Here is a 19152-nt window from a genome sequence, read left to right on the forward strand (position 1 = left end):
CGGTAAGGAGTGCCGCGCGTCGAGGTCATCGCCCCTAGTCGCCAACATTTAACCGTGAATGTTTAGACTCGGTCATCGTGGCGTGGGAGGTGCAATCGAAGAATTCGCGAGCTGTACGCGTTGATATAACGGCTAGAGCGCACGGGCTCAAATTTGCGTCTGTGCACGATTTCATATTAAGATTGCCACAGTTTTTGTTAACAATCAGTCCTGAGAAGGCTCATGAAGAATCTAAGAATCGCTCTAAGTGCCGTTTTCTGCATTTGTCTGTCACTTACCAGCAACAGTGCTAACGCAAGCGAATATGTTGCTGGACGTAAAGTCGTGGGTGTGGGGTGCCATAACACGGACGGCATTTGCTTTGTAACGTTGGACGGCAGCGCATTTGGGGCGACGCTTGGTTGTGCAAATGGGGCTTCGAACGAGTTTCGCTTTGATAATGGTGACACGTCAATCGGCAAGCGAGCATATGCGTCGTTTCTCGCTGCGGCCCTTGCTGGAAAGACTATTTCCGTTTCCGTGGAGGGGTGTACTGTTCAAGGCTATTCGAAGCTCGCCTACTTCTTCGTTTCGAACTAGCCTCCTGGTTCCAGTCCCGCCTAACTGAACAAACGGGTAGCAAGTACTTTACACCTTTGCTGCCCGGTTCAGGTCGCCATCTTTTGTTCCGTCGAAATAAGTCTGACGCGGCAGTTCCTTCGTGCCACATGTGGATCAGGCGATTTAGCGGGCGCCCTGCGGTGCACTCCGTGTCGCTGACGATGACGGTCAGGTTTTTTCCTGTCGAAAAGGCTAGTAGCGCGGCCGCATAGTGTGTTTTATAGCCCGGCTCTGAATTGCCGCCATATACGCGTCCGGCGCGGAGCAGTGGGCCGGGTTGACGACTGCCTGTCCAGTCTCAATGGCGAACGTATCGGAGCCCCAGCCAGTGCGAATCATGGTGATGGAGACAGCCCCTGAGTTCGACTGGGCATGGGCGTTTTCGGAAAGCGAGATCCCAGCCAGTAGCGCATAAGTCCAAAGGTATCTAAATTTCATTTTTATCATCAACGGGAGGCTTTGAATCCTCAAAAAATAGTTGCAATTCGATCACAGTTGTTGCTTGTGTGTGGGTTGTCTTTATGGCGCGAGCTCCGCAGATCGGCGTTGATAAATATTGCTTTGACGGTCATAATGTGAGGTTTTTGAAAACGCAGATTGCACCCAGGATACTGGCGGCGGATGCGCAATGCCGGGGAAGACAGCTGGCCGGATCGACAATATGCAACCAGGTGACAGAGGGACGACTTGTTTGTTGAGTTGCTCGAGCTTGGTGGGTGAACTGTCCTGGGAAAGCTGTCAGTATTTTGGAGAAATAAATTATGGAGTTGCGGAAATTGTCGTTCCGTATTCGCCGGAAATCTGTCGCAATTGTCGGTCTCTCGGCGGTGCTTGCGTTTCCTTTGAATTCGTTTGCCTACAGTTGCAATGGCACCGTCGCACATCTAGGGATTGATGCGGAGGGCCGGATCTACGTTTCGCTCACCAATTCAACCGCGGTCCACTCGATTTGCAGCGTGGTGACCCAGGGAAGTTTTGCAATGCCAGTGCCCGTATGCAAAGCGGCGTATGCATCGTTGGTGAGCGCTCGAGTCGCGGGAAAAAGTATGATCCTTTACTACAACGACAGCGCTTTCACTTGCAGCTCTATTCCCAATTGGGGGCAAATGCCTTCGGCCTATTACGTTGAAGGACCTTATTAAGCCTTCTTCGACTTCGAGCAGATCGGCGAAGGCCGACTTGCCGCAACAGCGGCAAATTGCCAGCGACGTTCTTCGAGTTATATATGCTTCTCCCATTTCTTCGTTTTCATGGTGCGCGACTGTTCCGCGCCCAGCCGATCGTTATGCCGCTTCTTGCTGTGTCTGGCACTGCATTGGTTGCAGCGGTGCTTGCATTTGCAGACCAACGGCGCGAAGCAAGGCAGGCGTTTGTTGAATTGCAGCGATTGCAGGAATCAATAGACGGCATGAAGGCACGCGCCCCAGAAATAAAGTCGGAAAGCCCGGCGGCGGTGGAGCTCCCTGCATTCGATAACGCCAGCTTGGTCCAGTCTTTGAATGCATTTGCGGCCGAGACGCAGTTGCCTCTCGACGAAGTCGCTTATGCGCTGGATGAAAACAGCAGCGAACCCTTCATTCGGTATCGCATTACGATGAGGGTCAACGGCAGTTATCGAGCCATTCGTGGCTTCAGTGCCCGCTTCACCACCGATTTGCACAATGTGTCGCTGGATTCGATTAGCTGTGCGCGGAAGGATGTCGCTGTTGCGCCACTGAGCTGCGACTTGGCTTTTTCAGCCTTCTACCGCCGGAGCCTGCATGGATAAGGCCACCGTTGTGCGGAAAGTGATTTTGTTCTCGGCCCTGGCCGCGACCGTCTATGTTTCAATTGGAACGAGCGACGAAGCGCCCGCGCAAGTCAAAATTCCCACTTCGGAAACAATTCAAAGGCCTGCGGTCTCTGTGCCTGGAACGATGCAGGTCGCAGAAGAACTTGGCGCGGAATCCGATGGCAGCGATCCATTTGAACCGAGGAACTGGGTACCAGCACCGCCGCCTCCGGAGCCGGTAAAGGAAGTGGTAGCTCCCCCTCCGATAGCGCCGTTGACCATTCCCGAGGGACCGCCTGCGCTGCCGTTCCAGTTTATGGGGCGCTTGAAGGATGGCGCCGATGAAGTTGTGTATTTGGGACGCGGCGATCAGCCGGTGGTGGCGCGGGCAGGGGAGGTCCTGGAAAGTACTTACAAGGTGATTTCGATCACCCCGACCCAGATTGAATTCGAACATTTACCGACCAAGCAGCGGCAAGTCCTGTCGATGCAGAGCAACTGAACAATGCGTATCAAACCGATGATTCTTCGATTGCGGCCGATGGCCGCGATGACTGCGGCAGCAATGTCCCTCCTATTGGCGGGATGTGACGCTACTCTCCATCACCGGCGCGGGATGGTTGCGCTGGACAAGGGCGAGTACGCCAACGCCGTGCAGGAACTGGGCATGGCCGCGGAGCAGTCGCCAGGCGATGTGGAGTATCGCCGCGACTGGCTGCGTACACGCGAAACTGTCACGGCAAAATTGCTGGCAAGCGCCGCATCGGCATACGCGGACGGGAAAATGACAGAAGCAGAGAAATCCTATCGCTCTGTCCTGCAATATGACGCTACGAATGCCCGGGCCCTGGAAGGATTGGAACTGTTGTCTGCAACGGCAGTCGCGAGCACAGATGCCGTGAATGCGAGGGATTCGTTCAAGCGTGGCAATACTCAGGAAGCATCGGAACTGGTGGCTCGGGTGTTGAAAGTTGCGCCAAATCACGCAGATGCGCGCGCCTTGAAGCGGGAGATCGAGACGCTGCAGGCGCAGGAAACAATGACATCCCCTAGCCTGGGCGCCATGTACCGCAAGCCGATCAATCTGGAATTCCGGGATGCGAGCCTCAAATTCGTATTTGACGCGTTGTCGCGCACTACCGGCATCAATTTCATTTTCGACCGTGACGTAAGGTCGGATCAGCGCACGACCCTGTTCCTGAAGAACACCACGCTCGACGATGCAATTGACGTAATTCTGTCGACGGGACAGCTCGAAAAGAAGGTTCTGAACCCCAGCAGCGTGTTGATCTACCCGAATACGTCCGGCAAAAATCGAGAGTACCAGGACCTGATGGTCAAGGCGTTCTATATGTCCAACGTTGAGGCCAAGCAGGCTGCAAGCATGTTGAAAACAGTCCTCAAATTGAAGGACGTTTTTGTGGACGACAAGTACAACATGCTGATCCTGCGTGAGAATCCGGAAACGATCGCGCTGGCCACCAAGCTGCTGGCCTTGCACGACCTGGAAGAACCCGAAGTCATGCTGGAAGTGGAAGTGCTGGAAATTAACCGTTCGCGGTTGCTGAACCTCGGCGTGCAGTGGAGCAGCCAGTTCACCGTGGCTCCATTGGCCAATGGTGGTTCGGGTGGGAGTAGCACGACTGCAGCCACAATGAAATTGAGCGACCTGAAAGCGCTGACATCTGCCGGCATTGGTATCACGGTACCGTCGGCGACGATTAACCTGACGAAGTCGGATGGCGACGCCAATTTGTTGGCGAACCCTCGAATCCGCGTGCGCGACCGGGAAAAGGCGAAAATCCTGATCGGAGACAAGGTGCCAGTGGTAACGACGACCACCTCTGGCAATTTTGTCACAGAGAATATTCAATACCTCGATGTTGGTCTGAAACTCGATGTGGAGCCTGATATCCACCAACGCGACGAAATCGGTCTCAAACTGGGACTGGAAGTCAGCTCGCTCGTGTCCTCGGTCAAGACCAATAATGGCTCGCAGGCATACCAGATTGGCACCCGCAACTTTAGCAGTGCGCTACGATTGAAGGATGGCGAGACCCAAATCCTGGCGGGGTTGATCAATGACGAAGATCGCTCGGCGGCCGCTAAACTGCCACTGATTGGCGACTTGCCGCTAGTAGGCCGCTTGTTTGGCAGCCAGAGCGATAATCGCCACAAGACTGAGATCGTGCTGTCGATTACCCCGCACCTTATCCGGAACATGCAGCGCAAGGATGCCAGCGCGGAAGCATTCTGGTCGGGCACCGAAGCCACGTTGAGCAGCAAGCCGCTTCGCTTGCGTAATTTTGAGCAGGCGAATGGCGCATCGGCGCCAGGTGCTGCTCCTGGCGCAGTGCCTGCCGCGCAATCGGCGCCGCAACCGATGCAGCCACCTGCTTCGCCGCCAGATGCGCCGAAATTCCAATGGCAAGGGCCGCCGTCTGCGAAAGTTGGTGAGGTGTTTACGCTGCAGTTGACGATGGATAGTCCGGAAGCATTGCGGGCTGCGTCGCTGCAGCTGGCGTTCAACCCTGCCGAGTTCGAGATCGTCTCCGTCAGCGATGGCGGATATTTCGGCCCGGAAGGGAAGGGAGCGTTCAGCCATACGATCGACAATGCTGGTGGGCGCGCGTCGCTGGGAGCCAGCATTCCTGGTGCTGCTGGTGTCAAGGGGCCTGGCAAGCTGATGTCCGTACAGGTCAAAGCAAAGAGTATCGCACCTGGCGCTCAAATTAGCGTAATCAGCATGACAGCAATTGGCGCGCAGCGTGCGGTATCGCGACCCGGCTTGCCATATTCGCACCAGATAACGGTTTCGCCATGATGCTTGTCTTGCGTGTGCGACGCAGTGGTGGATTTAGCCTGATCGAATTGCTGGCGGCGTCAGTGATCGTTGGAATACTGGCGTCTGTCGCGGTTCCGTTTATGGAAACAGCCTTAAAGCGCCAAAAAGAACAGGCCCTGCGCGTGGCACTGCGCGACATCCGCAATGCGATCGATGCGTACAAGCAGGCCACGTCGGATGGCCGTATCAAAATAGAAGACGGCAAAACGGGATACCCGGCGAGCCTGCTGGAGCTGACGGATGGAATTGAGGATGCCAAAGATCCGAAGAAGCCGAGGCTTGTTTTTTTGCGTCGAATTCCGCGTGATCCATTTTATGGAGACAGCAGAATCGCGGCTGCCAGTACCTGGGGACTACGCAGTTACGCTTCTTCAAGCGAGCAACCGCAGGTGGGCGACGATGTGTTTGACGTGTACTCCATGTCGGACAGGACAGGCCTGAACGGCGTGCCTTACAAGGAGTGGTAATGCGCGCGAAAAACGGATTCACCTTGATTGAACTGCTCGTCGCTTTGGCCATTGTCGGAATGATCGTAGCCATCGCTGCGCCACGCTATTTCAGCAATATCGACCGGACCAAGGAAGATGTGTTGCGCGAAGACTTGTACTTGTTGCGCGATGCGATCGACAAGTATTTCGCGGATCACAACGCGTACCCGAACGAACTGGAAGACCTGGTCAAGGATAAGTATTTGCGCGCGATCCCGAAGGATCCATTTACCAACAGCAGCAGCACCTGGATCGTAATGCCGCCGGAAACCGCGGCGCATGGTGCCGTTGCAAATGTTCGCAGCGGCGCAACTGGTACTGGTCGCGACAATACCCAGCTTGGAGACTGGTGAGGTATGGAGCGGCAGCGTGGTTACAGCTATGTGGTAGTGATGTTTCTGGTCGCGGTGATGTCACTGATATCTGTGCGTGCGTTGCGCAATACGCTGACTGAGGAGCGCCGTTCGAAGGAAGCTGAACTGCTGGCAACTGGAATCGCGTACAGGAATGCCATAAAAGCGTATTACGAAAATGCGCCGGGCACGGGAAAGATCTATCCGGAGACGCTGGATGCCCTGCTCGAAGACAGGCGAGGAACCAAGATTCGAAAGCATTTGCGCAAGCGCTTCCGCGATCCAATGAACGGTAGCAAAGAGTGGGGTCTGGTGTACCTCGATGAGGAACATAAGCAGCTTATTGGCGTGTATTCCTTGTCTGAGCAGAGACCAATCAAGCGTGACGGCTTTTCGGACGACCTGAAGACATTTGTCAACGCGGCGAGCTATCGCGACTGGAAGTTCGTATTTGCACCAGGTTAGGAAAAGTCATGAATCAAAGGGCGCGAGGCTTCACTCTGCTTGAATTACTGGTCGTGATCGTCATAGTCGGCATGCTGGCGGCATTCGTCGGCCCGAAGTACTTCTCCCAGATTGGGAAGTCGAAGGTGCAAATCGCCAAGGTGCAGATCGAGGCCTTCGATAAAGCTTTGCAGCAGTACCGCATTGACACCGGTCATTACCCACCGGCTGCGGCGGGCCTGGCCGCACTGTACGTGCAGCCGCCCAACGAACCAATGTGGCACGGCGCCTATGTGAAAAAAGGCATTCCTCTCGACCCATGGGGGAGCCCATACCAGTACAAGATTCCAGGCGTCGATGGCCGTGATTTTGAGCTGATGTCGTTTGGCAGCGATGGAAAGCAGGGCGGTGAAGGCGAGAATGCCGACATCCCGAATTACTAATTTTTTTGTATTTTGTTGATTGATGCAGTTCAAGGCAAAGGTACTGAGTGCCACACATGGCGTTCAGCAAGTTGAAGTCAGCGCGGCCAGTGAGTCCGAGGCGCACCGCGTGCTTGCATCGTCAGGCGTGCGCGTGCTTGATTTGCGTGCGGTGGGTTCGGGCCTGGCATTCGGGCATAAGCGGTCATCTTTCAATTTGACGGTATTTAACCAGCAGCTGTCTTCACTTCTTGAGGCCGGCCAAACCGTGGTGGATGCCATTGAGATACTGGGCAAGAGCGACCGCCGCGAACAGCATCGCACCGTCTACAACGCGATCCTGCAAAGCCTGCAGCAAGGTAACCAGCTATCCGAAGCAATGGCCGGCTTGCCTTCCGTTTTTCCGCCGCTCTACGTGGCGATGGTGCAGGCAAGCGAAACCACCGGCACCGTGCGCGCTGCGGTGGAACGCTATATGCGCTACCAGAAGCAGGTGGACGATATTCGAGGCAAGTTGCGTGCGGCGGCCACCTACCCGGCAGTGTTGATGAGCGTTGGTTTGCTGGTGATTGGCTTCTTGATGATGTACGTGCTGCCGCGCTTCAGCGAGATATACGATGACGGCGCCGCAGGGCAGGCTCGGGGGGGCTTTGTGCAGATCTGGGGTAGCTTTGTCCGTGAAAACACTTTGATGGCCTGGTCCATCGCCGCCGCAGTGTTTGCGACGGTGGCTGCAATGGTTCTACATCCAGGCCTGCATGCGCTCGCCTATCGCAGGCTCATGGCCACACCGTGGATTGGCGAGCGTGTCTGGATTCTTCAGTTGGCACGCCTGTATCGCACCTTGGGCATGCTGCTGCGCAGCGGCGTAAGCGTGCTGGCCGCCATGCGCATGACGCAAGCATCGCTCCCTGAATCTATGCAAGACGACCTGGCTGCTGCTCTGCAGCACGTCAGTGAAGGCAAAGCAATGTCCCGTGCGATGACGGAGTCGCGCCTTAGTACAGAGGTGGCAGAGCGCCTGCTTGTGGCCGGTGAATCCTCCGGCAACCTTGATGAAATGATGGAGCGCATTGCAGACTTCTATGACCAGGAATCAGCCACCTGGATCGACACCGCGGGCAGGTTGATTGAACCGGCGTTGATGCTGGGTATTGGCCTTGTCGTTGGTGCCATCGTACTCATGCTATACAGCCCCATTTTCGATCTGGCGAATATCACTTGATACCTATGCTGACACCTAAGATACTCGATGAGGCGCGTCAGGCCGCGCATCCTCCTCAGCGCTGGCTGGAACTGCTGGCCGAAAAACTGGGGTTACTGCCAGCCGAAGCATTAAAGCAGGCGGCGGAAGCTCTTGGCTATGCCGCTATTGATGCGAGCGAAGTCGGACGCTTGGTACCGGCGTTTGATCGCGCACCCTACAAAGATATGCTGGAGCGCATCGTAATCATTTCCGAGCAAGACGATGGTGGCCTGGTTGCCGTTCTCGGCCTGCCGTTCGATGCAGCCGCAGGCGCGTGGCTCGCGACTCTGCCGCTGGCCGACATTTACCTTGGCGACCCGGCTGCCATACGCGAGCGCCTTGAGTCGTATGAAGGTACGTTTAGCGCCGTGGCAGATGCGGTGGGCATCGAAGAGGCTAGTGAGATCGAGCGCGACTCAAGCGCCGACTTGACCCTGACTGGCATTCAGGGCGAGGCCAGCCCCGCCGTCCGCCTGATCAACTCCACGGTGTTCGACGCCTTGCGAATGGAGGCCAGCGACATCCACTTGGAAACTTTGCCGCAAGGCTTGGTGATCAAGTTCCGTATCGACGGTGTACTGAATCACATCGCTTCGGTTAACAACCCGGCCCTTGCGGACCAGGCAATTGCACGTGTGAAGGTTTTGGCGGACCTGGACATCGGCGAAAAGCGCATACCGCAAGACGGCCGTTTCCGTGTTGCGAGCAGGGGGCGTGATATCGACATCCGCGTATCGATCATGCCAAGCATTCACGGCGAGGATGCCGTGCTGCGCGTGCTTGACAAGAAGGCGCTGATTGACAGCGTTCAGCGCTTGACGCTGGACTCGCTCAGTTTCGATAAACAGACAATCCGCTTGCTGCGCCGCCTTGCAGCAGAACCTTACGGCATGATGCTGGTGACCGGGCCGACCGGCAGCGGCAAGACCACGACGCTGTATGCCGCATTGACTGAAATTAACCGCGGCGAAGACAAAGTCATCACCATTGAGGACCCCGTCGAATATCAGTTGCCGGGCGTGCTGCAGATCCCCGTCAATGAGAAGAAAGGCCTGACCTTTGCAGTCGGCCTTCGGTCAATCCTGCGTCATGACCCCGACAAAATCCTCGTGGGCGAGATCCGCGACGCCGAGACCGCGCAGATTGCAGTGCAATCCGCGCTGACTGGCCACATGGTGTTCACTTCCGTTCACGCCAACAATACGTTCGACGTGATTGGTCGTTTCATGCACATGGGGGTTGACCCCTATAACTTCGTATCGTCGTTGACGGGTGTGGTCGCCCAGCGACTCTTGAGACAGAACTGCCCGCATTGCAGTGAGCCAGTGGCAATTGATGCGTCATTGCTGGAGGAGTCCGGCATTCGCGATCCGGAGAATTATCGATTTCACGCGGGGCGCGGCTGCCTCCAGTGCCGAAATACCGGCTTTAAAGGGCGTCGAGCAATTGCGGAAGTACTGCGGTTAACGGATGAAATCCGCGAGATGATCGTCGCGCGGGCATCGATTCGCGCTCTGAAGGAACAGGCGCGGCGCGAAGGGATGCGCTTCCTGCGCGACGTTGCGCTGGACCTGGTGAAGGAAGGCCATACCACACTGCAGGAGGTGAATCGTGTCACTTTTGTGGCCTGAGCGCCTTACTATCGGCCTGTTTCCAGGCCAATCCTGGATAGTGCGCGATGCTGTCGTCACTCCGCATGGGGCGGAGGATTTGCTGGTTGCGCTCGAAGGTATGCTGAGCGCCCAAGCGAAGCCGCTACGCAGGGGCACTCGTGTACAACTAATGATCTCGGACAGCGTTGCATTTGTCATGCCATTGGCTTGGCAGGAGTTGCTGACTTCTCCGGACGAATTGCGCACCTACGCGCGTGCGGCCTTTGAGCAGCGAGGGGCACCAGTTGATGAGGGGTGGATCGTGCAGACAGGTTTCCGTCACTTCCGTTCAATGGGAATTGCTTATGCGGTACGCAGGCAGTGGATTGAGCAGGTACTTGAACTCCTGGCGGCGAAAGGCCTTAAGCTGTCATCGGTCCTGCCCGTGTCGGCTGCAGCGTACTGGCGCCTGGCGGGGGGGGGGCAAACCAAGCAAATTGTGCTGCTTCGCGAGTCTGCCCGTCTAACGGCAATTGTAGGGCAGGGCGCTCGATTCCTGGATCTTGACGTGCAACCTCTTGCCGGCTCGTTCGAACAGGCCGCCAATCGACTCATGAAACGAGTGGCAGTTGCGCAGGGGGATATTCAACAAGTCTCTACCTGGCACTCCGAGCCGGATTGTTCCGTGTCACTGGACTCCATCGTCTCGGCATGTCTGCCGGATGCCGCGACTGCACGGCTGCCATTGCGCGCGTGGAGGTGAACATGGATCGAATGACGAACTACTTGAAGCCAGAGTCGCGCCATACCGCAAGGCTGGTGCTGATTTGCCTCGCCCTGGCTGCCGTATCGATTTGGCTGGGACTAGTCGCGAGAGCGGAACACGGAAGGGCCACCACATGGAACGCGCAGGAGAAATCCCTGCGCACCGCGAACAGGCCGAAACCTGCGCCTAGCTTATCGAAAACCCAGGTGGAAGACTTAAAGCGCTGGAACGTATTGAAGGCTGAGCGCGGATTTAATTGGGAGCCGGTCTTTGTGGCAGTTGAGCGTGCCGGTAACGCCGACATAGAGCTGCTGGCGTTTCAGCCAGACAAACCCGCGCGCCAGCTTGTGCTGCGCGGTGAGGCAAAAGATGGGTTGGCTGTTGTTGAATTCATCGAGCGCCTGGGGAGGCAGAGAAACCTGATGAACGTTCATCTTACGCGTCAGAAGAACATGCAGCGCGCCCGGATGATGACGATTGCATTTGAAATCAGGGCTACTTTGGCCCACTAAGGACAATGATTTTTCGTTCATACCTGTTGCTAAAAATGAATACAGCTTGATACAATTAAACATTTGTCCACACGCCAAGGCTTGAAGCATCAATAAGTCCAGCGATATTACGAAGAGATACAAGATGGGGAAGACGCTTTTGTCGGTAGTGCTCGCAGTAATGGCGAGCTTATTTGCTGCATCTGCATTTGCAGAGCCAACCGGGGCGCCAGTGAAGATTCTGAGCCTTCGCCCATACAACACGCCGTCTGGCGGAAATATTTATGTTGAAGTAAGCCAAACCAACCAGCCGTGTGAGACGCAGGGCTATGTGATTGACCTTTCCTGGGTTGGCGCCAAAGAGGCATACGCGGCTGCGTTAACTGCGTTGGTGACGGATAAGTCTGTCCGCATTGAGGCGGTAAATAGTGGCTGCACCGGATGGGGCACCAAGATCCAGTCCATTATCCTGATCAAATAGAACAGTCTGCACATTGCCAAGTCCGGCACGTCCAAAATTCACGCTTCATTCAAACCTCGTTATACCGATTCGCCGATGTTTAAATCTAAAAGTTCGTTGCTAGTTGCTGTAGCACTCAGTCTTGCGTCTGCTGGCGCATTTGCGGAGCCAACAGGCGCCGCTGTAAAAATTCGAAGCCTGCGTCCTTACATCTACGATGCTGGTCCGGTCGTATACATCTATGTGGGCCAATTGTCTGCCCCTTGCGAAACAGACACCTACAAGCTCGAACTCTCGTCACCTGGCGGAAAGGAAGTGTACGCCGCTGCTCTTGGTGCTCTTTTGGCTGGCAAATACGTGAGGATTGAGGCCGATAGTTGCACCGGTTGGGGTTCGAGAGTCCGTTCGCTATTTGTCGACGAATGACAGTCGACTTGAACAATACTGAGCCATAACTTGCCACTACGGTCATAACTTATATCGCCCCTAGCGACCGCTTCACAAAACCTAAACCCAATGTTGAAGAAAACCTTTGTTGCGCTTATTTGTGCGACGTTAATGCTGCCTGTGATCGCGGCGGATACGACAATTCCGAGCTCCGATCCAACTGCCGTGAAAGCGGCGATGAATGCCATTTTTAGCCTATTGCTAGACGATGATTCGGGGACTTCGACAACGCCACCAAGTGGTGGGACAGGAGGCGGTAGTGGGAGCGGGGGAACCGGCACTCCGGGACAAATCACGCTTGCGAATCTTTCGGTACCGCATCTGAACGATCCAGACGGTGGAACTCTGCCGGGTGAACTAGGAGTCTCTAACGGGGGGGCTGCAACATACAGCATTCCGCTTGTTGTGCCGCCTGGTTCGGCAGGTCTTCAGCCAAGTCTATCGCTGAACTATAGTGGATCTACTCAGAATGGCCTTCTCGGGGTAGGGTGGTCTATCGGCGGGCTGTCGAGTATCACGCGCTGCGCGAAAACTATCGCTCAAGATGGCGTTAATGATCGGGTCAGCTTCACGACCTCTGATCGTCTTTGTCTGGACGGTCAGCGTCTGGTCCTCGTAAACAAGGCTGTAACTGACGATAACTATTGGTCGGAAGGTGCCGAATACCGAACGGAGATAGAAACGTTCAGTCGAGTGACTGCATTAGGAAGCATTGGCGCTCGCACTTTTAAGGTTGAAACGAAAGACGGGCGAATCATGACGTACGGTGGCGGTACAGCTACCGTCGCAGTTGTCGTGCAGCCTGTGCAAAGCGGCGTGAACGGCAAACAGCCCGATGCAGCAAGTAAGCTGGGGGCGCAGTCTTGGGCGATTGGCCGCATTGAAGACAGAATCGGCAATTACATCAAATTCGAATATAGCCAAAACATGACGCGCGGTGAACACCGCCCGTCTGTCATTCGCTACGGCGGCATGGGCGCTTCGGGCCCCAACACACCACACGCTGCAGTTCACTTTGGCTACGATGACACGCGCTCGGACAAATGGAAGCGCTATCTGGATGAGACTCGCATTGACCTCGTTAGTCGCCTTAGCGGGATTGTTACCTATGTTGGTGACAACCTTGATGGTCCTGTCTCAAATGGGCTGGTACCGGCTGGATGGAACGAAGTACGCCGGTATCACTTGGAATATATCGCCAGCAAGAGTAGTGGTCGTAGCCTGTTGAAGTCGGTTCAGGGATGCGCGCGTGGGACCTGTCTGCCAAAAACTGAATTCGATTGGGGACAACCTGATCCATCCAAAACACCTGGTTTTGAGTTCATTGGCAATTGGGCCGGGGCGCCGATCCTGACAACAAACCAGAGGCTCGATTATCCTGCCTCACTTAACCATGCCGACTATTTCGCCTTCGCGGACTTTAATAACGACGGTGCGACGGACGTTCTTGAGAAACGCAAAGCCTCGCCGTTGCCAAGTGGGACGGGATTTGACATGGCAACGGTTGCAAATCCCTTTCCCCCCGGTACATTGTTTAAGGAGTACGCGTACTACCACAATAGTGGCTCCCTAAGTGCCGGCTTTGCAAAGTATATGTATGGCCTGAGTACAGATGAACCATTTGCTGTACTTGAAATTGGCGATTTTGACGGCAATGGCGCGCCCGATATTCTGGTCGCAACGCCAAGCGGGACCAAGATTTGTATTTCTCCGCTCGCTCGGCTAGAGACGCTTTCGGTGGGAGTCTCGAAGTTCGTTTTCAACTGCGATGGCAGTTTGGCCGCCAAAGGCGAAAACGTAATCGGCGCAATGCCCTACGTAGTGGACGTTACCGGCGATGGTCGCCCCTCACACTACACGCCAATCAATGCAAATGGCAAAGCTTACCTTTGCACTGGCAGTTCTTGTGTGGAGGACTCGGACCCTCCTAAACGGGTACTTAATAGTACATTTAGTGATCCAAACTCGGCGAGCTTCACTCAGCGAGACTACGTTGCCTTTACGCAGATGGTCGATTACGCAGGCGTGGGTAAGCCTTATGATACCCGGTGGACCGCACCAATGTATGTTGAGCGCGATCAGAATGGGAATCCTATCCAACAGCCATATTGGGCCAATCTTGCTCCGCGCGTTGCAATTACCGGGTTCCGCAAGCCAGGGGAGAGTCTCGCCCAGGTCGCCGACTACGTATATCCTGAGATCTCCTGCACAGTGCAAGGAGCATGGTGCCCGTCGTATTACCAGTTTGATTGGCCATATCAGGGGGGCGGTCTGTCCGCTGACTTTAACGGTTCGGGGTACAACAGCCTCATATTTGGATATATCGAGACTAAGGACTGGTTTAAGTACAACCGAATTGAAACTACAGTTTGTTTGTCCACTGGTCGATCACTGGATTGCGACGTGCGCAGAAAATTCAGCGGCGCACGCACCGAGACTCCGGGCGATACGGGCTATTCCGTGATTCACTCCGTTGGCAATTTTGTCGGCGACGGCATGCCAGGAATATTGGTCGAAAAACAGTCAATGGTGGACGGCATCGCGACGCGATCGGGGCAACTTCAAATGTGCCGGCTTACCGGTGATTCGACCGCAGCCGATAAGTCTGACACGTCCATGGTTTGCACGGATTGGGCGGGTCCAGGCCTTCCTTTAGGCAAGTACATCGATCCCGAGGTGACGGCTGAAGATAAGTTCTATTTCATGGATCTACTGGGAACAGGACGTTCACAGTTGGTGAAGTATCGTTCTGGCAAATATGTTAACAATGTCTGGGTAGAAGATGGGCGATGGGAAGTGTATGCACCTGTGGATATTGCGTCCGCAGGTCAAGCGCTTGACCGAATTCATCGCGTCACGAACGGTCTAGGGGCCGTAGACTCTGTGATGTATGAAGAGCAGGGTTACGATAACCGGTCGACAAACGACAGGCCCTATCCGCAACCACAGTCGCCATTCAGTGGAAAGCTTGTCAAGCGCTCGACGCATGGCAATGGAGCGTCCGTTTCGCGAAGCTACACTTATCAGTACTCAGCCCCAGCTATCAACCTTCAAGGTCGTGGGGTTCTGGGTTTTGGCAGGGTGAAAACAACGGACGTCGAAAATGGCATCCAAACCGACAGCCTTTACTCACAAATTTGGCCGCATATTGGGCAGGTTGAAACGAAATGGGTATCCAGCCGCGTTAACAATGCATTGGCGGACGAGAAGAATACGTTAAAGACGCAGACAATCACGTATGCGAATGGCGCTCGCACCGTGTTTCCGTATGTAGGCGAAAGCGCCATAACGCGAAGAGATTGGTACGGCCAAGAGCTTGGAACAGTCACGACAACGAACACCTATGAGGAAACATCGGCAGCTAGCTATGGCAATCTTAAACTCCAAAAAATTGTGAGTAGTGGAGGTGGCAACGAGTTCGTTACGACGATCGCTACCACGTACCAAGACAATGCAACGAAGTGGCTGATCGGATTGCCAGATTCCGTTACTCGGACACAATCAAGTACTGTCGCGGGTGTGAAAACTAGCGAGGCGCGTAAAGTTGCTTATGCCTTTGATCCTAACGGCCTGCTTAGCAAAGTGACGACCGAACCCGATGCTACGGGGGATGAGGGCGACCGCTACCGTGTTGTGACGGATTACATCCGGACGGGCAATACGTTCGGTCTGGTGAAGCAGACCAAACAGACTTGGAAGCATTCGAACCAGACGCTAACGCGTGTGGTTAGCGACATCGATTACGAGAGCAAAGGACGTTTCCCTTTGACCGTCAAGAACGCGCTCGGCCAGCAGAAGACCATTGGATTTGATGGCGGAACTGGCGCCATCATCAGCCTGAAAGGCCCAAACGGTCTATCGATTAGCGCTGTGCCGGATGGGTTTGGTCGTATTAAAACGACAATCAACGACCAGAACGGCTCTCGTGTTCAGAGCTACTTTAAACGTTGCTTGGGCGACTGCCCTGGCGGCGCAAAAGTTGTTCAGATAACGGATGCTTTCAACGGTGCCAATAGAACTGATGCGCCTTTATTGGCCTATGCAGATGCTCAAGGTCGTGTACTTACCGCTGAAACTTGGGGCTTTGATGGTACGCGTATCCGCGCCGATAAAGAATATGACTCTCAAGGTCGTTTGGAAAAAACGTATCAACCGACCTACCTCAATCAGCAGCGCTATTTGGATAAACGTTTTGCTTACGATGGATTTGGCCGCGTGGAGTTTGTTTACGGCCAGGACGAGACTGGGGCAGAAACCGTCAACAAGACGGCATACGCTGGTTATAAAACAATCCAGACCAATCCGATGACATATTCGCGCACCATCGAGAGGGATGTCGTTGGTCAAATACGGTCGGTTAAGGACGCGAACGGAAAATCAACCAGCTACACCTATAGTCCATTTGGTGACTTGGCCAGCGTGACTGATCCGCTTGGCAACGTAACGACGATCTCGTATGACCGCTTGGGCCGTAAGACGGACTTGAATGACCCCGATCTGGGTTGGATCCACTACGATGTCGATGCATTGGGACGAGTGTGGCAAGAAGTATCGCCAAACCAACGAGGGAAGGGCCGCTCTACACGTACTGAGTACGACATGTTGGACCGTGTGACGGGGCGCTATTCATTTGATTTGGAAAGTCATTGGATCTATGACACTGCACCAAACGGCATCGGCCAATTGGCTGAAGCATATGTCGGCGCGAACAAGGATGGTTACAGGCGCACGTATGAATATGACGAATTGGCGCGGCCAAAACAAGTGACGCAATGGCTCACTGATGGCACCTATACGCAGAAAACAGAATACGATGATTGGAGCCGACCGAAGGCTCAGGTATATCAGCGCAATGCCGACACTGCCAAGCGCTTCGATATGCTTTACAACGGATGGGGCTACATCGAGCGCGTAATGCGTGGGGACCTCGAGCTTTGGAAGGTGAACAAGCAAGATGCTGCGAATCGACTGAGGGAGGCCAAGCTCGGCAATGGATTGATCGAAACCAAAGCGTTCAATGACTACACTGGCACGTTGACCTCTATCCAGACCAGTGCTGGCGGCGTCCGTCGCACGGAAGTTTCGTACGAATACGACAAGCTAAGTAATGTTAAGAAGCGTGTGCAGTATTGGGAGAACGCTGGCTTCATCGAAGACTTCACTTACGATAATTTAAATCGGGTCAAAACCAGTAAAGTGCTTTCGCAAGAGCAAAGCTATACCTATAACGACGATGGGAGCATTGCAAGCAAGTCTGGTTTAGGAACCTACAGCTATCCGCCTGGGGGCAACGGTGTTAAGCAACCGCACGCAGTGACGAACATCACTGGGTTAGGTGCATTCAATTACGACGATAACGGCAATGTCTTGGTTGGCGCTGGTCGTACAACTGAATGGACCGACTTTGATATGCCGGCGAAGATTTCGGATGCGGCAGGACACTGGAGCAAGTTTGCCTATGGACCGGAGCGCCAACGCACACGACAGGATCGCGGCGAAAGTGGAGATGTCATTTACGCAGGCCCCCAAGAGGTCGTCGCGTCGGCGAACGGAAACACGGTGAAAACTTATTGGCCTGCTGGAATTGGTCTGGAGATCGACCGTCCGAACGCTACAACCGAATTGCTTTGGTCGCATGTCGATCATCTGGGAAGTACTGTTGCTTTGACCGACATCAGGGGCGCGGTGAAAGAGCGCATGTCTTACGATGTGTGGGGCAAGTGGCGTCGTTTGAATGAAGCCGGGATGCCCATTTCTCTCAATGGGATGCCCGATACCAGCGGGTATACCGGGCATGAAATGCTGGATCAGCTTGATTTGGTGCACATGAATGGACGGGTTTACGACCCAAATACAGCGCGCTTCCTCAGCGCCGATCCGCATGTGACGGATCCATTTAATGGGCAATCACTTAATCGGTATAGTTATGTGATTAATAATCCGCTGGCCTATACTGATCCCACAGGATTTGACCCTGTTTACGGTCAAGTTTGGCAGGTCGCCTATAACAATCCTTGGCAGCCCACTAGCGGGTCCGGAAGTACGAATTGCAACCCTTGGTGCTTCCAATTTAACTATAGCGCCATAAGGAATGATCCGAAACCGTCCCCCCTTCCTGGGCCGGCAACGCCAGCTGCGCCGAGTCCATCGCCGGCCGGCAAAGCGCCAAAAGCGCCAGACACCGCGATGACCGTAAATTCGGGTTCGAAGTATTCGACTGGCGCGGGACCGTCTACCTATGACAGGTTCAGTAAATGGGCGCACATGGGGCTTAGCGCTGGAGGTGCATTCCCAGGCGTTGGCGTTGTTCCCGACGTAGCTGACTTCGCGTTGACGGCGGTTGAAATTCCTTTTGGGAAATCGGATGGTTGGGATCTTGGATTGGGTGCGGTAGGTATTCTTGCGACTTTAGCTCCGGGGCCAGGTGATGGTGCCGCAGCTGCGGCAAAGATTGCGCGCCGAGCTTCCCGTGCATGTGGCTGCTGTTTCCGAGCGGGAACTCCAGTGCATGTGTTTGGCGGAACTATTCCAATCGAAGAAGTGCGAATCGGGCAGTTAGTATTTGCACGTGACCCTAACGCTGGCGAGACACAGTTGAAGCCAGTCACTGATGTAATTATTACGAACGGAAAGCCATTATATGAGTTGGTTACTCGCTCGAGCGAAGGAGTAATTGATCGACTGGAAGTGACGGACAACCATCCGTTCTGGGTAGTTGACAAAGGTTGGGTGGATTCCGCGAAGTTAGTAACAGGAATGATGCTTGTCGACATCGACCAAAAGCCCATTCAGGTGATATCGTTGAAGCCATTGGGTTTGGTAGAGACGACCTTCAATCTCACTGTTGCTGACTACCACACATATTTCGCGGGTGCTCAAAAAGCTTTGGTCCACAATTGTTGGTGTGATAATGCAGTTGCGGAAATCGTTCCACATGCTGGAAATTATCGTGAGCTTTTTGAAAATGCATTGGGACGCTCGATAAAGGGCCTTGATGTGCACCACAGCATTCCTCAAAAGTACGAGTCAATTGTTGGGCAATTAATGAATATTCATAGAAAGGAATGGTTGCGTGGGGTTGCACCCAATATTCACAAGCAGATCACTAATGAATGGACCGCATGGGAGCGTTCATTGAGGAGGAGCCCAACAGTCCAGGAGATTATGAATTTTGCAATTTCGATTGATCAGAAGTACGGAAAATACTTTATTTACGCCCGTTGAAAG

The 19152-nt window shown here is 54.3% G+C and carries 14 protein-coding genes; all 14 read left to right on the forward strand.

The window, feature by feature from the left end; translation table 11 throughout:
• Positions 1 to 222 precede the first annotated feature (222 nt).
• The gene (locus ACN9MY_RS14960; RefSeq protein ID WP_426323355.1) at positions 223 to 579 is read left to right on the forward strand and encodes a hypothetical protein; all 357 of its coding nucleotides are present in this window, start codon (positions 223 to 225) and stop codon (positions 577 to 579) included.
• A gap of 1246 nt (positions 580 to 1825) precedes the next feature.
• Positions 1826 to 2368 carry a type 4a pilus biogenesis protein PilO gene (pilO, locus tag ACN9MY_RS14965; RefSeq protein WP_426337567.1) on the forward strand — a complete coding sequence of 181 codons (543 nt, stop codon included), beginning with the start codon at positions 1826 to 1828 and terminating at the stop codon, positions 2366 to 2368.
• Positions 2361 to 2873, forward strand: coding sequence for a hypothetical protein (locus tag ACN9MY_RS14970; protein WP_426337568.1), 513 nt, complete (start codon positions 2361 to 2363; stop codon positions 2871 to 2873). Before pilO ends, ACN9MY_RS14970 begins: the two co-directional genes overlap by 8 nt.
• Positions 2874 to 2876: 3 nt before the next feature.
• Complete coding sequence (locus tag ACN9MY_RS14975) at positions 2877 to 5195, forward strand: cohesin domain-containing protein (protein WP_426337569.1); 2319 nt, start codon at positions 2877 to 2879, stop codon at positions 5193 to 5195.
• A complete protein-coding gene (locus tag ACN9MY_RS14980) occupies positions 5192 to 5683 on the forward strand; it encodes a type II secretion system protein (RefSeq protein ID WP_426337570.1) in 492 nt (163 codons plus the stop codon). Before ACN9MY_RS14975 ends, ACN9MY_RS14980 begins: the two co-directional genes overlap by 4 nt.
• On the forward strand, positions 5683 to 6057 hold the full coding sequence (locus tag ACN9MY_RS14985) for a type II secretion system protein (RefSeq protein ID WP_426323365.1): 375 nt from the start codon (positions 5683 to 5685) through the stop codon (positions 6055 to 6057). The genes ACN9MY_RS14980 and ACN9MY_RS14985 overlap by 1 nt, the downstream gene beginning before the upstream one ends.
• Before the next feature lie 3 nt (positions 6058 to 6060).
• Complete coding sequence (locus ACN9MY_RS14990) at positions 6061 to 6522, forward strand: type II secretion system protein (protein WP_426323367.1); 462 nt, start codon at positions 6061 to 6063, stop codon at positions 6520 to 6522.
• A gap of 8 nt (positions 6523 to 6530) precedes the next feature.
• Positions 6531 to 6944 (forward strand): type II secretion system major pseudopilin GspG, encoded by a 414-nt coding sequence (gspG, locus tag ACN9MY_RS14995; RefSeq protein WP_426323369.1) that lies wholly within the window; start codon positions 6531 to 6533, stop codon positions 6942 to 6944.
• 22 nt (positions 6945 to 6966) lie between these two features.
• Complete coding sequence (locus ACN9MY_RS15000; RefSeq protein ID WP_426337571.1) at positions 6967 to 8148, forward strand: type II secretion system F family protein; 1182 nt, start codon at positions 6967 to 6969, stop codon at positions 8146 to 8148.
• A 5-nt stretch (positions 8149 to 8153) separates the two neighbouring features.
• On the forward strand, positions 8154 to 9800 hold the full coding sequence (locus ACN9MY_RS15005) for a GspE/PulE family protein (protein WP_426337572.1): 1647 nt from the start codon (positions 8154 to 8156) through the stop codon (positions 9798 to 9800).
• Entirely contained in the window at positions 9781 to 10524 is a 744-nt protein-coding gene (locus ACN9MY_RS15010) for a hypothetical protein (protein ID WP_426337573.1), read from the forward strand. Before ACN9MY_RS15005 ends, ACN9MY_RS15010 begins: the two co-directional genes overlap by 20 nt.
• 2 nt (positions 10525 to 10526) lie before the next feature.
• Entirely contained in the window at positions 10527 to 11039 is a 513-nt protein-coding gene (locus tag ACN9MY_RS15015; RefSeq protein WP_426337574.1) for a hypothetical protein, read from the forward strand.
• 124 nt (positions 11040 to 11163) lie between these two features.
• Positions 11164 to 11499, forward strand: a complete 336-nt coding sequence (locus ACN9MY_RS15020) for a hypothetical protein (RefSeq protein ID WP_426337575.1) — start codon at positions 11164 to 11166, stop codon at positions 11497 to 11499.
• Positions 11500 to 11994: 495 nt separating this feature from the next.
• Positions 11995 to 19149: an RHS repeat-associated core domain-containing protein gene (locus tag ACN9MY_RS15025; protein ID WP_426337576.1), complete on the forward strand. Its 7155-nt coding sequence runs from the start codon at positions 11995 to 11997 to the stop codon at positions 19147 to 19149.
• The last annotated feature ends 3 nt before the right edge of the window (positions 19150 to 19152 follow it).

This window comes from Pseudoduganella sp. R-31 (assembly GCF_049913235.1).
Classification (GTDB): Bacteria; Pseudomonadota; Gammaproteobacteria; order Burkholderiales; family Burkholderiaceae_D; genus Rugamonas.

What these genes read in the sequence shown, in the direction of transcription:
- ACN9MY_RS15005 (WP_426337572.1), top strand. Translation starts at nt 8,154, where the DNA reads ATGCTGACACCTAAGATACTCGATGAGGCGCGTCAGGCCGCGCATCCT.
- ACN9MY_RS14960 (WP_426323355.1), top strand. Translation starts at nt 223, where the DNA reads ATGAAGAATCTAAGAATCGCTCTAAGTGCCGTTTTCTGCATTTGTCTG.
- ACN9MY_RS14975 (WP_426337569.1), top strand. Translation starts at nt 2,877, where the DNA reads ATGCGTATCAAACCGATGATTCTTCGATTGCGGCCGATGGCCGCGATG.
- ACN9MY_RS15020 (WP_426337575.1), top strand. Translation starts at nt 11,164, where the DNA reads ATGGGGAAGACGCTTTTGTCGGTAGTGCTCGCAGTAATGGCGAGCTTA.
- ACN9MY_RS15015 (WP_426337574.1), top strand. Translation starts at nt 10,527, where the DNA reads ATGGATCGAATGACGAACTACTTGAAGCCAGAGTCGCGCCATACCGCA.
- ACN9MY_RS14980 (WP_426337570.1), top strand. Translation starts at nt 5,192, where the DNA reads ATGATGCTTGTCTTGCGTGTGCGACGCAGTGGTGGATTTAGCCTGATC.
- ACN9MY_RS14970 (WP_426337568.1), top strand. Translation starts at nt 2,361, where the DNA reads ATGGATAAGGCCACCGTTGTGCGGAAAGTGATTTTGTTCTCGGCCCTG.
- ACN9MY_RS15000 (WP_426337571.1), top strand. Translation starts at nt 6,967, where the DNA reads ATGCAGTTCAAGGCAAAGGTACTGAGTGCCACACATGGCGTTCAGCAA.
- ACN9MY_RS14990 (WP_426323367.1), top strand. Translation starts at nt 6,061, where the DNA reads ATGGAGCGGCAGCGTGGTTACAGCTATGTGGTAGTGATGTTTCTGGTC.
- pilO (WP_426337567.1), top strand. Translation starts at nt 1,826, where the DNA reads ATGCTTCTCCCATTTCTTCGTTTTCATGGTGCGCGACTGTTCCGCGCC.
- ACN9MY_RS14985 (WP_426323365.1), top strand. Translation starts at nt 5,683, where the DNA reads ATGCGCGCGAAAAACGGATTCACCTTGATTGAACTGCTCGTCGCTTTG.
- gspG (WP_426323369.1), top strand. Translation starts at nt 6,531, where the DNA reads ATGAATCAAAGGGCGCGAGGCTTCACTCTGCTTGAATTACTGGTCGTG.
- ACN9MY_RS15025 (WP_426337576.1), top strand. Translation starts at nt 11,995, where the DNA reads ATGTTGAAGAAAACCTTTGTTGCGCTTATTTGTGCGACGTTAATGCTG.